Annotated in this window: 12 protein-coding genes and 1 pseudogene; 3 read left to right on the forward strand and 10 right to left on the reverse strand. The window is 73.2% G+C overall.

Annotation, left to right across the window (positions count from 1 at the left end; genetic code table 11):
* Positions 1–590 (forward strand): RICIN domain-containing protein (locus DEP02_RS27280; protein ID WP_198668613.1); only part of this gene is annotated, 590 nt, incomplete at its 5' end.
* A 191-nt stretch (positions 591–781) separates the two neighbouring features.
* Here the strand turns inward: DEP02_RS27280 and DEP02_RS27285 are convergent.
* The 3 genes and pseudogenes from DEP02_RS27285 to abmR form a co-directional block, all read right to left on the reverse strand.
* Positions 782–1060, reverse strand: a pseudogene (locus tag DEP02_RS27285) (alpha-hydroxy-acid oxidizing protein); the annotation flags it as partial.
* A gap of 163 nt (positions 1061–1223) precedes the next feature.
* Complete coding sequence (locus DEP02_RS27290) at positions 1224–1919, reverse strand: alpha/beta fold hydrolase (RefSeq protein ID WP_112470345.1); 696 nt, start codon at positions 1917–1919, stop codon at positions 1224–1226.
* 132 nt (positions 1920–2051) lie between these two features.
* On the reverse strand, positions 2052–2618 hold the full coding sequence (abmR, locus tag DEP02_RS27295; protein ID WP_112470346.1) for an ATP-binding transcription factor AbmR: 567 nt from the start codon (positions 2616–2618) through the stop codon (positions 2052–2054).
* 324 nt (positions 2619–2942) lie between these two features.
* Here abmR and DEP02_RS27300 point away from each other — a divergent pair, with 324 nt between their 5' ends.
* Complete coding sequence (locus DEP02_RS27300; RefSeq protein WP_112470347.1) at positions 2943–3377, forward strand: protease inhibitor; 435 nt, start codon at positions 2943–2945, stop codon at positions 3375–3377.
* A 160-nt stretch (positions 3378–3537) separates the two neighbouring features.
* Here the strand turns inward: DEP02_RS27300 and DEP02_RS27305 are convergent, their stop codons facing one another.
* The 7 genes from DEP02_RS27305 to DEP02_RS27335 form a co-directional block, all read right to left on the reverse strand.
* Complete coding sequence (locus DEP02_RS27305; protein WP_112470348.1) at positions 3538–3750, reverse strand: CDGSH iron-sulfur domain-containing protein; 213 nt, start codon at positions 3748–3750, stop codon at positions 3538–3540.
* Complete coding sequence (locus DEP02_RS27310) at positions 3731–4393, reverse strand: HemK2/MTQ2 family protein methyltransferase (protein ID WP_112470353.1); 663 nt, start codon at positions 4391–4393, stop codon at positions 3731–3733. The genes DEP02_RS27305 and DEP02_RS27310 overlap by 20 nt, the downstream gene beginning before the upstream one ends.
* 21 nt (positions 4394–4414) lie before the next feature.
* Positions 4415–5428, reverse strand: coding sequence for an iron-containing redox enzyme family protein (locus DEP02_RS27315; protein ID WP_112470349.1), 1014 nt, complete (start codon positions 5426–5428; stop codon positions 4415–4417).
* A gap of 538 nt (positions 5429–5966) precedes the next feature.
* Entirely contained in the window at positions 5967–8783 is a 2817-nt protein-coding gene (locus tag DEP02_RS27320) for an NHLP bacteriocin export ABC transporter permease/ATPase subunit (RefSeq protein WP_112470350.1), read from the reverse strand.
* A gap of 1 nt (position 8784) precedes the next feature.
* Complete coding sequence (locus DEP02_RS27325) at positions 8785–10932, reverse strand: NHLP family bacteriocin export ABC transporter peptidase/permease/ATPase subunit (RefSeq protein ID WP_332872007.1); 2148 nt, start codon at positions 10930–10932, stop codon at positions 8785–8787.
* Entirely contained in the window at positions 10929–11735 is an 807-nt protein-coding gene (locus DEP02_RS27330; protein ID WP_112470351.1) for an HlyD family efflux transporter periplasmic adaptor subunit, read from the reverse strand. Before DEP02_RS27330 ends, DEP02_RS27325 begins: the two co-directional genes overlap by 4 nt.
* A gap of 75 nt (positions 11736–11810) precedes the next feature.
* Complete coding sequence (locus DEP02_RS27335) at positions 11811–12026, reverse strand: type A2 lantipeptide (protein WP_112470352.1); 216 nt, start codon at positions 12024–12026, stop codon at positions 11811–11813.
* Between the two features lie 616 nt (positions 12027–12642).
* On the opposite strand from DEP02_RS27335, the gene DEP02_RS27340 reads away from it, so the two are divergent.
* Positions 12643–13869 (forward strand): S1 family peptidase (locus DEP02_RS27340; RefSeq protein ID WP_232839295.1); only part of this gene is annotated, 1227 nt, incomplete at its 3' end.

Consider the following 13869-nt stretch of genomic DNA (forward strand, 5'->3'; position numbering starts at 1 on the left):
CGGCCGCGTCCACCGGCGTGACCGGCGCGCCGGACATGGCCCCCGGCACCGACTCCCCAGCCCCGCCCGCCGCTTCGGCGGCGCCCGGCACCGCCGGGCTGCCCCCGGCGACCGGGCAGACCCGGCTGCGCAACGTCTCGGTCGGCCTGTGCCTCGCCGTCCGGGGCGAGCCGAAGGCCGGGGCGGCGGCCGAACTCGCCGAGTGCTCCTCGGCCTGGGACCAGCAGTGGACCCTGGAGGACGACGGTCTGCTGCGCAGCGTCGCCGACCCCGGCCTGTGCCTGGACTCGCATGCCGACGCGGGCGTGGTCGTCCTCGGCACCTGCGCGGAGCCCGGCACCGGGCGCGGCCCCGATGTGCGCTACGACACCGGCCCGCAGGGGGAGTTGCTGCTCCGCCGGGAGAAAGGCCTCGCCCTCGCCCCCGCCTCGCCGCAGATGGGCGCCGACGTGGTCGTCAAGGTCCGCGACGGCTCGACCGCCCAGCGCTGGGCGGCCGACTCCCCGTCGGCGAGCCCCGGCTCCCTGTCGATCGCCGGGACCCACACCCCACCCGTCCACCAGGCGGAACTGCCGGGCAGCACCACGTGAACGGCCGCCCTCCCGGAGCGGGGTGTCGCTGCCGGGCCCGTCCGGCGGATCACGCCGGAATCGCGCGGCCCGGCACTGCCCCCGAGCTCTCCGGGCAGGGAGGACCCCATGGCCCCGCCCACCCCGGCCGAGGAACGCCGCTGCCCGGAGCCGGCCCGGTCTGCCGGACCGGCGCGGCCGGCCGGCGGGCGTCAGCCGGGGTCCTCCACGAGGTCGGCCGTGCCGACCGTGCCCGGCGTGGCGTGGTCCGTCAGGGCGAGGGTGAGGTCGAACTCCGCGAGCAGACAGCGGATCACGTGCTCGACGCCCGCCCGGCCGTTCAGCCCGAGCCCGTACGCGTAAGGCCGGCCCACCAGGACCGCCCGCGCGCCGAGGGCGAGTGCCTTGAAGACGTCGTCGCCGGTCCGCACGCCGCTGTCGAACAGCACCGTCAGCCGGTCGCCGACTGCCTGAGCCACCCGCGGCAACGCGGCTGGGGGTCCCCCCTGCTCGAAGAGCTTGGGGGAGCGTGCCTGGGGGCACCTCCCAGCCGCCGGGCTGGGGGAGCGTCGCGAGCCGGGCGCCCATTTTGTTCGGGGCTCTGAAGCCACCGATCACGCGCCGCACCCGACGATACCGACGCCGAGCTGTCCCTCAGTGTCTGGCCGCCGACTCGACCAGCACCCGCGTCAGTTCGCGGGGCCGGGAGAACATGGGCCAGTGGCCGGTGTCCATCTCGACCAGCTCCCAGCGCTCGCTCCGCAGCAGCTCGGCCACGGGAGGCATCGGCTCGGCTCCGTCCAGCAGACACTTGACGTAGGTCGCCGGCAGCTCGCCCAGCGGGCCCTTCAGCACGGCCGGTTCGGTGAGCGAGGCACCGGGGTACGGTGTGCCCCCGGTGACGATGCGGTCGATCTGCTCGTCGGTCAGCTCCTGACCGGCGTACTCGGACGGGGGAAGGGGCGGCCAGAAGCCGTCGTGGGCGTCGAGCGCCTGCCGGACGGGGGCGCTGTCGAAGCTCGAGAGGAACGACTGCCCGTCGACCGGGACACCGGCGTCGACGAACACCACGCGCCGCAGCCGGTCGCCGATCCGCTCGGCCGCCTGACCGACCGGGATGCCCGAGTAGCTGTGCCCGACCAGGACGACGTCCCGCAGATCGTGACGCTCGACGTGGTCGACGATGTCCTGGACGTGGGTGTGCAGCCCGGCCGGCAGGCCCTTCTTCTCGGCGAGGCCGGAGAGGGTGACGGCGTGGGCCTCGTGCCCGGCCTCCCGCAGGCCGGGCACCACCTCGTCCCACGCCCACGCACCGAGCCACGTGCCTGCCACCAGTACGAAGTGAGTCATGCCCGCCAACGTATCCGGTGGGTCTGACAACGGCCCCGCGTCCTACGGGGAGTTGACGCGGGCCACCGCCCGCACCACAGGGCGGTCCGTCCGTCCTCGCCGTCCCCGGCGGACGGAACCTCCACCTCTCCGTCACTCCTCCCCGCCCGCGGCGTCCGTGCCGTGGATGTCCTCGTGCCGGGCGTCGGGGCCCTGGGCCCTGACCCGCTGTACGTGCTCCAGGGACTCCCGCAGCTCGGTGAGCCAGTCGTCGGTGTGCCGCTGCACCAGGCGTACGCACCAGGCGAGGGCGTCGCTGCGGCTGCGGGCGACACCGCCCGCGATCAGGGTGTCGAGGACCTGCCGCTCGGGCTGGCGCAGCCGGGTCATCACGGGCGCGGCGACATGCGTGAACAGGGCGCGCTCGCCGGCGCACTCCACGCCCCAGGAGACCTTCCGGCGGAACCGGTGCTCGGCCTCGCGCGCCACCGCCATCCGGTCCGGACGGGTGCGCTCCCGGAACTCCTGCACCCGGCCCTCCACGGCCGACTCCCGCTCCGCGGGCGAGACGTCCTCGGCGAGCCGGGGTGCGGGGATGCGACCGATGACGGTGATCTCCTCGCGGTCGACCGTCACCTCGACCAGTTCCTCGAACAGATCGTCCGGCAGACGGCCGGCGAACCAGCCGCGCAGTTTCTCTTGTTGCTCTGTCGTAATCATGTAATGACGATTACTCGTCTCGAACATGAACACAAGGGGGCACGGAGAAGTGTGCCGAGAGCGGAAACAGAGTGTTTCAGGACGATTGACGAACGCGGGTGATCCGGCCATCCGGCCGGATCCGATGACCGGCGGGCCCATGGATTGGGGGTCGTCATGTTCGAATTCCGTGACTTCACGCCACTGATTCAATACGCAAGGTTACTGAAACCGGTGGGTTCGATGTGAGTTTCGGCGGCGGACTCGGCAGACTCACGCACGCCGTTCCGGCACCGACCGAGCCGGGGCCGGCACCCGACGACTTCCAGCGGAAGGAAGCACACGATGCGGAACACCGCGCGCTGGGCAGTGACCCTCGGCCTGACGGCCACGGCCGTCTGCGGACCCCTCGCCGGGGCCGCCCTGGCCGGCCCGTCCCCGGCCCCCGCCACGCTCTACGCCCCCTCGGCCCTGGTGCTCACCGTGGGCCACGGCACCGTCGCGGCGACCGCCACCCCGGAGCGCGCCGTCACCCTGACCTGCGCCCCGGCACCCTCCGGCAGCCACCCGGCCGCGCCCGACGCGTGCGCCGAGCTGCGCGCCGTGGGCGGTGACTTCGCCGCGCTCACGGCGGGGGACGACGTGCTGTGCACCCGGGAGTACAACCCCGTGGTGATCACGGCCCAGGGCGTCTGGCAGGGCAAGCGCGTCTCCTACGAGCGCACCTTCGCCAACGAGTGCGTGAAGAACGCTTCCATGACGAGCGTCTTCGCGTTCTGAGGGACCGGGATCGCGTGGTCCCCGCGCACAACTGAAGGGTCCCGCCGATGGGGAGTGCGAGCCCCTGTCGCGGGGACCTGAGGCGATCTCGCACCAGGGGTCGGCCGGGCGGAGTGGGGCCGCCCGCCGACCCCTGGCACATGTGCACGGCCGTCGCTCGCTACGCCCTCTCGCGGTGGCTGGTGTCGCACCACGGGTAGCGGCGGCTGCGGCGGCAGGTGCACAGGGCGACGCGGAAACGGTCGGAGAAGACGGTGGTGCCGTCCTCGAGCTCCACCTCGACCGGGCCGTCGACGAGGATCGGACCGCGCCGCTGCATCGTGACCCGGCGCGGCGGGCCGGGGCGCGGGGCGTCAGAGGGGACGTTCGGCACGGATGACCACCAGCTCTTCCTTCTCGTCGGCCGCTTCGTCCGCGGGCAGCAGCCCGCGCTCGCGCAGCCAGCCGCGCCTGGACCGCAGGACCGGGCCGAAGGCGATCCAGCGGCGGCGCACCACCGAGGCCTTGAGGCCGGCCGCGCGCAGCCGGTCCAGGGTGCGGCCGGGATCGCTCAGCGCGGAGTGGACGATCAGCAGCACGCCCCCGGGCCGCAGCAGCGGGGGCGCGTCCCGGCAGATCCGGTCCAGCACCAGCCGCCCGTCGCGCCCCGCGTCCCAGGCGCGGCGCCTGCCGCGCGGCCCGTGCCGGGTGTCGGGGGCCGGTACGTACGGCGGGTTGGCCAGGATGACGTCGAACGACCGTCCGCGCACCGGACCGAAGAGGTTCCCCCGGTGGATGCGGACCGGAAGCCGGCTCAGCCGGGCGTTGAGCCGGGCGGTCCACACCGCGCGCCAGGAGACGTCCACCGCGGTCACCTCGGCGCCCCGCCGGGCGGCCACCAGGGCCAGCGCACCGCTCCCGGTGCCCACGTCGAGGACCCGCGTGCCCGGCTCGCACGGTTCGCCGACCAGGGCCCCGGCCAGCAGCGCGGTGTCGTTCTGAGGGGCGTAGACGCCCGGAAGTACCAGTGCGTTCACGGCCCGCGAGTACCCCGGCACTCAGGAAATACCTGTCACTTCCTGGGCGAGGGGAGTCCGCAGCGACGACCGTCCGGCGCGCCAGTCGGCGAGCAGCCGGGCGCCGAGACGGTCCTCCAGATACCCGGTCGCGTCGATGCCGAAGGCCACGTCGGCCGCCAGGTGCGGCTCCTCGTCCAGCAGCCCGCCGATCACGTCATGGCGTACGACCTGCTCGTGCACGGCGTCCGCCTCCACGTGCTCGTCGTAGAAGAACTGCGCGGCCGGCCCGGCACCCGTACGGCGCAGCGCCTCGGCCAGCCGCCGTGAGCCGGGGGAGGAGGTGATCTCGACCGCGGCGAAGTGGCCCACCAGGGCGCCCCGCAGCGCGCGGTGCAGACCGAAGAGGGACATCAGGTTCACCGTCGCCAAAACCTCCGCCGAAGCCGCGTCCAGATAGCGGCCGTACGCCGTGTCCAGGCCCAGGTCGGACATCAGGCCGGCGAACAGCCGGGCGTGGACGCGCTCGGCGCGGCCGCCGCCCCACTCGTCGAACTCCACCGCCGCCATGGCCGCCTTGGCCCGGCCCCACAGGCGTGGCAGCACCCAGGCGTGCGGGTCGGCCTCCTTGAGGTGGTACAGGGAGCGCTGCGCCGCGTACTCGCGCAACTGCCACAGCTCGCCCTCGTCCCGCAGGTAGTGGCTGACGCCCGTGCCGTGGACCGGTTCGACGAGGAGGGCGGCGAGCGCGTCGTCGAGACTGTCGTGCCCGGGCGTGTCGGCGCGCAGCGTGGACAGGAACCGGTGCTCCAGCGCCGACCGGACCCGCAGCAGGTCCGGGTCCCACTCACGCTGCGCGGCGACCCCGGCGAACCCCCGGTAGTGCAGCTCGTAGCACAGGTACAGGGCGAGCTGGAGATCGTCGCCGTACGCCGTCGCCCCGCCGACGTCCTCGGCACGCGGCAGCGGCCCGGTGTCCCGCAGATACGCCGTCACGGCCGCGGAGACCGGTCCCCGGGCGGGGGGCAGCTCGGGTTCTCGGTGCTCGTGGTGCATACGGCCCGGGTACCCAGGCCTCCGGCGGACCACCCCGTCCCTCCGCGCGGCGGACGCCGCCCCACGCCCGCGTATCCGTGCGCGGTGACGAGGGCGCGCCTGGTTGTGGACCGGTGGGACGCGGCCGGAGCGGACGGCGCGCGACGGGCCGGGGCCGGTCGTGTGCCCCGGGGCGGAATCCCGTCTCGGCCGGCCACGCGGCGGAAGCCCGCCCCGGTTCACTCGCCCTTCGACTCCTTCTGGACCCGGGTGTTCGGGGTGGTGGCATCGCCGGCCTCGCCCCGGTGGCGGCGCCCGCGGGTGTCGCCGATGTCCGTCTCGGCGTTCTCGAACTCGCGCAGGACCTCGCCGAGCGCGGTCCTGGGGGCCGCTCGTCCTTGCCGGTGCTCTCGCGCTTCCCGGGGTTCTCGGCCATGACCGTCTCCTCTTCCTCGCCCGGTGCGTCGCGGACGCTGATCCGCATGCGCGGGTGGGTACCCAGCCCGGCGCTTTCATGTGCTCCACGGCAAGGCCCGGGGAAGGACCGGCCGCCCGGCGCTCAGGCCAGCTGCCGCCGCACCAGCTCGTGCAGCCGCCCGCCCGTGTCCGCGAGGAGCTCGGCGGGCGGCCCCTGCTGGGTGATCCTGCCGTTTTCCATCACCACGACCCGGTCGGCGTCCAGCACCGTCGACAGCCGGTGCGCGATGACGACACGGGTCGCGTTGAGCTTGCGGGTGCTCTCGATCACCGTGCGCTGCGTGTCGTTGTCGAGCGCGCTGGTCGCCTCGTCGAAGAAGAGGATCCGGGGGCGGCGCACCAGGGCCTGGGCGATCATCAACCGCTGCCGCTGGCCCCCGGAGACGGCGCTGCCGCCCGAGACGATGGTGTGCAGGCCCATCGGCATCCGCCTGATGTCCTCCGCGAGGCCCGCCAGCTCGGCCGCCGCCATCGCCTCCTCGGGCGTGCAGGGCTCGGTGCCCCGGATGACGTCCAGGATCGACCCGGTGAACGGCTGCGCGTGCTGCAGCACGACCCCGCACTGCCGGCGCACCGCCGACTGGTCGAGGGCCGCCAGGTCCTGCCCGTCGTACAGCACGCTCCCGGACAGCGGCCGGTCGAAGCCGATCAGCAGCCTCAGCAGCGTCGACTTGCCGCAGCCGCTGGGCCCGACGATCGCCACGAACTCGCCCGGCCGCACCTGGAACGACACGTCGTCCAGCACCAGCGGCCCGTCGTCGGTGTACCGGAACGACAGCCGTCGAGCCTCGATCGCCCCGGACAGCGGCCCCGGCCGGGTGCTGGCCGTGCGCACCTCCGGCGCGGCGTCCAGCACCGGCCTGATCTGCTCCAGCAGCGGCAGCGCGGCCACCATCGAGACGAAGGCACCCGTCAGCTGGGTGACCGAGGTCAGCAGCATCGTCACCGAGGTGTTGAAGGTCAGGAAGGCCGCCGCCGACATCGAGCCGCGCGCGGGGCCCGCCAGCAGCATGAACATCAGCAGCGTGCACACCGGCAGGTACACCGCGCCCAGCACCGTGGTGAGGTTCTTGATCCGGCCCGCCTTCTGCTGCAGCTCACGGCTGCGCGCGAACTGCGACGCCCAGGCGGCGTACGCGTAGTTCTCCGCGGCCGCCACCCTGAGCTTCGGCAGCCCGCGCAGGGTCTGGAAGGCCTGGTTGTTCAGCTTGTTGGTGAGCACCACCAGCCGCCGCTGCCACCGCACCTGCCACAGTCCCAGCCCCAGGAACACGGCCGCGATCACGACGAGCACGCCGATCGCCGCCAGCGCCATCGGGACGCTGTACCAGAACAGCAGCCCCACGTTCATCGCGCCCACGGTCACCGACTGGGCGACCACCGGACCGACCCCGGCCAGCAGCCGGCGGATCGCGCCGACCCCCATGGCCGCGCTCGCCAGCTCACCGGTGGAGCGCTCGGTGAAGAACCGCGTCGGCAGACGCAACAGCCGGTCCCAGACGGCCGGTTGGAGCGTGGCCTCGATACGCCCCTCCAGCCGCAGGATGGTCAGGTTCTGCAGGAGCATGAAGGCCGCCGCCACCACACTGCTGATCATCACGGCCAGACACACCTGCACGATCAGCCCCTGCTGGGCCTGCGGCACGTACTGGCCGAGCACCTTGCCCGTCGCGATCGGCACCAGCGCTCCGACGGCCACCGTCACCAGCCCGCCGAGCAGCAGGTTCAGCAGATCGCCGCCGGTGCCGCGCAGGGTGAAGCGGAGCAGCCCGAGCGGGCCGGGGCGGCGGTCGGGCAGCGGGCGGTAGAACATCACCGCGCGTTCCTCGAAGTCCCGCGCGTTCGCCTTCTCGACCGGGTTCTCCCGCCCGGTGGCCGGGTGCACGGCGACGTAGCCGCCGCGCCGCCACAGCAGCGCGACCGGTGCGCCCGACAGCGCCCGGTGCCCCACCAGAGGGCCGACGTTCTCCCGCCACCAGCGGCCCTGGAGGCGTACGGTCCTGGTGCGCACCCGGGAGGCCAGGGCGACCCGCTCCACCGGGTCGAGGCGGTCGCTCTCCGTGCCGGCCTGCGGCGCCGCGGCGAGCGTGATCCCGGCGGCCCGGGCGACCAGCTCGCAGGCCGCGTGGGTCGCGTCCGCGTCGGCGGCCGTGGTGCGCTGCGCCGAGGACCGGCCGATGGACGCCAGCAGCGTCCGGTCGGCCTGGGCGCGCACCGCCTCACCGGCCCTGATCCCGGCCGCCGTCCGCGTCTCGTGGGTGCGCTCCAGCCGCTCGATCCACCGGTCCAGGGTGGTCAGCAGCCGGTACTGCTGGTCGACCATGCTCTGCCAGAGCGCGGGGTCCATCAGCAGGTCGGCGGCGGCCTCGGCGCCGTACAGCGACCCGTACTGCACGCTGCCCGGCGGCACCTGCATCCAGAACACGTCGTCGTCGGTGGGGGCCGCCGCCCGCTCCTCGTCCATCGGCGCCTGGAACAGCACGGACAGGCTCCGGCCGACGCCCAGGGCGAGGGCGTACTCCAGCGGGCTGGTCGTCGGCGGTACGTACTGGGGGTTGCCCCACTCGTCGTAGGACCAGGTCTGGGTGGACGGCGGTTGGTACAGCTCGCGCAGGCCGATGCGGCGCACCACGCAGTCCCGCAGCGGCCGTGCCACCAGGGTGTGCTGCGGGCCCGCGACCGGGCCGAGCAGCAGCGAGCCCGCCTCCAGCCGGCCCAGGTGGTGCCAGTGGCCCTGCTGCGCCGCGTCCACCGCGAACAGGTCCACCGCGCCGGCCGCGACCAGCCACAGTACCTGCGGACCTTCCAGGTCCAGCCGGCTGAACCCGGCGCAGTCGATCGGCGTGCCCAGGGAACCGAGCGCGCCCAGGACGAGGTCGCCCTCGCCGACAACCGTCATCTCACCGCTCCCTGACCAGCGCCGCGTACGCCCCGCCGCGCGCCACCAGCTCCTCGTGCCGCCCGCGTTCGACGACCGTGCCGTGCTGGAGCACGACGATCTCGTCGCTGTCGCGCACGGTGGACAGCCGGTGCGCGATGATCACGCAGGCGCAGCCGCGCCGCCGCAGGTTGTCCATCACCACCTGCTCGGTCTCGGCGTCCAGGGCGCTGGTCACCTCGTCCAGCACCAGGATGCTGGGCCGGCGCACCAACGCCCGTGCGATCTCCAGGCGCTGGCGCTGCCCGCCGGAGAAGTTGCGGCCGTCCTGCTCGACCCGGGAGTGGATCCCGCCGGGACGGCGCGTCACCACCTCGTACAGGGCGGCGTCGCGCAGCGCCTCCACCACGGCGTCGTCCGGGATCGACGGGTCCCACAGGGCCACGTTGTCGCGGACCGTGCCCTCGAAGAGGAACACGTCCTGGTCGACGAAGGAGACGGAGGCCGCCAGCGCCCCGCGCGGAATGTCCTCCAGCCGCTGCCCGTCGATGCGGATGACCCCCTCCCAGGGTGTGTACAGGCCCGAGATCAGCCGGGAGACCGTCGACTTGCCGCTGCCCGAGCCGCCGACCAGCGCCACCTGCCGGCCCGGCCCGACGGTCAGGTCGAAGCCGGTCAGCAGCGGCTTGTCCAGCGGGCTGTAGCCGAAGGTGACGTTCTCCAGCTCGACATGGCCGTGCAGCCGCCGCGTGTCGCCGCTGCCGGGGCGGGCGTAGACCGGGTCGGCCTGGAAGTCCTCCACGTCCTTCAGCCGGGCCACGTCCGCCGCGAAGTCCTGGATGCGGCCCGCCACGCCGTTGAGGCGGGTCAGCGGCGCGGTGAACCGGGTCACCAGCGCCTGGAACGCGACCAGCAGACCGACCGAGATGTGCCCCTCGACCGCCCGCATCCCGCCGATCCACAGGATCAGCGCGCTGTTGAGCGTGGCGAGCGTCGGCGCGACCACGCCCAGCCAGGCACTCGGCACCCCGAGCCGCTGCTGCTCCTCCAGCGTGGTGGCGTGCTGCCCGGCCCAGGTACGGAAGTAGCCGTCCTCGCCGCCGGTCGCCTTCATCGTCTCGATCAACTGCAGCCCGGTGTAGGCGGTGTTGGTCAGCCGGGCGGTGTCCGCGCGCAGCTTCGCCGTGCGTGTGGCACGCAGCCGTACGACGACCCGCATGGCCACGATGTTCAGCAGCGCCACACCGATGCCGACGAACGTCAGCTGCGGGTCGTAGGCGTAGAGCAGCACCGCGTACAGCACGACCACGACCGCGTCCACGCCCGCCGCCGCCAGGTCGCGGGCCAGGGTCTCGGCGACCTGGTCGTTGGACTGCAGCCGCTGAACCAGGTCGGCCGGGCTGCGCTGGGCGAAGAACGTGACCGGCAGCCGCAGCAGATGCCGCAGGAAGCGGGCGCCGGCGAGCGTGGAGGAGATGATCCGGCCGTGCAGCAGATTGGCCTGCTGCAGCCAGGTCAGCACCACGGTGAGCAGCACGCACGCGCCCATCGACGCGAACACCACGCCCAGCAGCGAGGTCTGGCCGCCTATCAGGTAGGTGTCGATGTAGGTCCGGCTGAGCGCGGGCACCGCCGCGCCGACCGCGACCAGCAGCAGACTGGACAGCACGGCCGCCGGCATCGTGCCCGCGGTGCCGCGCAGCCGGGCCGGCAGGGCGCCGAGGACGCCGGGCCTGCGGCCGCCCCTGACGAAGCCCTTGCCGGGCTCCATCACCAGCACGACCCCCGTGTAGCTGGTGTCGAACTCCTCCATGGGCACGAAACGGCGGCCCTTGCCGGGGTCGTTGACGAACACCCCGCGCCGGCCGAGGCGGCGGCCCATGCCGTCGTAGACGACGTAGTGGTTGAACTCCCAGAACAGGATGGCCGGCGCCTTCACCCCGGCGAGGGCGGCGGTGTCCATCTGCATGCCCTTGGCCGTCAGGCCGTAACCGCGGGCCGCCTTCAGCAGGTTGCTGGCCCGTGAGCCGTCCCGGGAGACGCCGCAGGCGATGCGCAGCTCCTCCAGCGGGACATGGCGGCCGTAGTGGCCGAGGACCATGGCGAGCGAGGCGGCACCGCACTCCACGGCCTCCATCTGGAGCACGGTGGGGGTGCGCACGGTGGTCACGGCAGCAGCCAATCGACGGGACGCCGGCCGGCCAGGCGGATCGAGGCCGAGGCCGGGGTCATGGAGTCGAGCCGGTACGGCGGCCCGTCCGCGGAGGACCAGCGGTAGCCGCTCTTCGTGGCGGAGGAGGCGTCGAGCCTGACGAGTACGGCGACGGGCCGGCCCTTCCTCGTGAACTGCTCGCCCAGCTGGGCGTCCCCGAGCCAGGCGGCGATCCGCTGGGCCGACTGGGCCGTGCGGTCCACCGACTTCACCCGGCCGCGCAGCACGCCGTACCGCTGGGCCGGCACCGAGGAGACGGTCAGGTCGACGGCGGCGCGGGCGGGAATGGCGGCGGCGCTCTCCGCGGGCACGTACACGGTGGCGTACAGCGGATCGGAGGCGCGGGCGACCTTCTCGACGGCGGCGACGTCCGCACCGGTGGAGACGATCTGGCCGAGGGCGGCGGCGAGCGTGGTGATCCGGCCCGCGGCGACCGTACGGACGACTTCCTCGCCGCGGTCGGTACGGACCTTCAGCACGGGCGAGTTCGCCGGCAGCCGCTCGCCCTCCTTGGCGAGGACCGCGGTGACCTGGCCGGAGACCGGGCTCTGCAGGAGGTAACTGCCCTGTGCGTGCGTGAGGATGGCGGGTGCGCCGACCGTGGAGGTCACCGATCCCGTCACGGCCCACACGGAGGCGGCCGCCATGGCGACGAGCGCCACGGACAGCACCAGCCATCCCTGGGGGCGGGCGAGCCGCACCGGGAGGTCGAGTTCTTCCGGCGACTGGAGTTTGGCGAGGGCCTGTTGTCGGAACTGCACGTCATGGATTCCTGTGGCAACCGAGAGTCCCGGAACCGGTGTCCGGCTCCGGGACTCGGTGGTGACGCGGCGCGGTCAGAGACCGGCGACCAGGTTGACGGCCGGGGCGGTGTTCAGGCCGGTCATACCCTCGGCGGTGCCGACGGCCGTGTCGACCAGGCCGCTCACCGGGGCAACGCCGTCCACCAGGCCGGTGACGGTGCCCAGAGCGTTCACGGACAGACCGCCGGAGACGTTGTCGAGCTCGGCGTCGGAGATCTCGACGGTCTCAACCTGGGGGGTGGAGTTCATGATGGAACTTCCCTTCGTATGGATATCTCACAAGGGGGAGCGGCCTCCTCTGGGGACAGGACGACCGCGGCCGCGAGCACCGGACGCCTGTCTCCCAAGCGCCGGCGGGGCCCGCGGTGCGATGGATGTAAGCACGGCGCGGCCCGCCGCTTCCACTCGACCAGGGCTCTCACCAGCGCACTTGCCGTCGTGGTGCGGTCATCCGTGCAGGCGCGGGCACGGCACGGCGGCGACTTCTTCACATGCCGCACCGCATCGGCGCACCCGCCCCCTTGCCGCCGCGCCGGCGAATCCGGCACTCGTCACCAAACGCGTGCCGGGGGGCGCGCGGTTGTGCAGATCCTCCATGCGCGGTGACTTCGTTGGGCATGGGCTGTGCAGATTCGCTGAAGCCGTGATTCCGCTTCGTGTTCGCGACCAGCCGTCGCCGCCTGGTCACGGAGCGTTCCAATGTGCCCTCCGTGCGCGGGAGTTGGCCGATTCCCCTTGGCGGGAGACGAGTTGGCGAACGGGATTGAACGCGTCGCTCATCCCGTGCGTACCAACAGCCGTCCAGGCGTCCCCCCACCCACCGCCGGACGGCGGCCCGGACCCCGTCCCCAGGAGGTCGAGAAGTTTGAGTCACAAGCGAATTCCGAAGCGCAGGGCCGCGATCGCGGCAGGCGGCGTGGTGGCGCTCGGCGCGGCAGCGATACTGCTCCCGAACGCCAACGCCTCCCAGGACGGCGCGGCGGACAACGCCACCCCCAGGACCCTGAAGGCCAAGGACGCCTCGAACCTGTCCGCGCAGCTCGCCCATGTGCTCGGTGACGCCTTCGCCGGTTCGTACTACGACGGCGACAAGCAGCGACTCGTCATCAACGTGGTGCGCGGCGACAACGATGTGATCGGCCAGGCGAAGAAGGCGGGCGTGGTGGTCCGCCAGGTCGGCAACAGCACCGCCGAACTGAAGTCCGCGGAGCGGACCCTGAGGACCAGGGCCGCCATCCCCGGCACGTCCTGGACCGTCGACCCGCGCACGAACAAGGTCGTGGTCACCGCCGACAGCACGGTCACCGGCGCCAAGTGGAACAGACTGCAGTCCACCGTCGAGAGCCTCGGCCCGGACAAGGCCACCCTGAAGAAGTCCGCCGGCACCTTCAGGACGTTCGCCTCCGGCGGCGACGCCATCTTCTCCCAGGCCCAGGGCGGCACCGTCCGCTGTTCCCTCGGCTTCAACGTCACGGCCTCCGACGGCAGCCCCGCCTTCCTGACCGCCGGTCACTGCGGCGGCGAGGCCGTGCAGTGGTCGGACTCCCCGAACGGCCGGCCGATCGCCACCGTCGACCAGTCCACCTTCCCCGGCAGCGACTTCGCCCTCGTCAAGTACGACGACCCGAACACCCAGCCACCGAGCGACGTCGACGTCGGCAACGGGCAGACCGTCCAGATCGCCGAGGCCGCGGAAGCCACCGTCGGCGCGACCGTCTTCCGGATGGGCAGCACCACCGGGCTGCGCAACGGCCAGGTGACCGGCCTCAACGCCACCGTCAACTTCCAGAGCGAGACCAACCCGGCCGGCGTCGACACCGTCAACGGCCTCATACAGACCAACGTCTGCGCCGAGCCCGGCGACAGCGGCGGCTCCCTGTTCACCCAGGACGGCGGCGCGATCGGCCTCACCTCGGGCGGCAGCGGCGACTGCACCCAGGGCGGCGAGACCTTCTTCCAGCCGGTCACCACGGCCCTCGAAGCCACCGGCGCGACGCTCGGCGCCGGCAACGGCGGTGGCGGCGACGCGGCCGGGAACGGCGACGGCGCGGGCGACCAGCAGGCCGGCGGCGACCAGGCCGGCGCGGGCACG

Origin of the sequence: Streptomyces triticisoli, from assembly GCF_003270085.1 — a bacterium.
Lineage (GTDB): Bacteria > Actinomycetota > Actinomycetes > Streptomycetales > Streptomycetaceae > Streptomyces > Streptomyces triticisoli.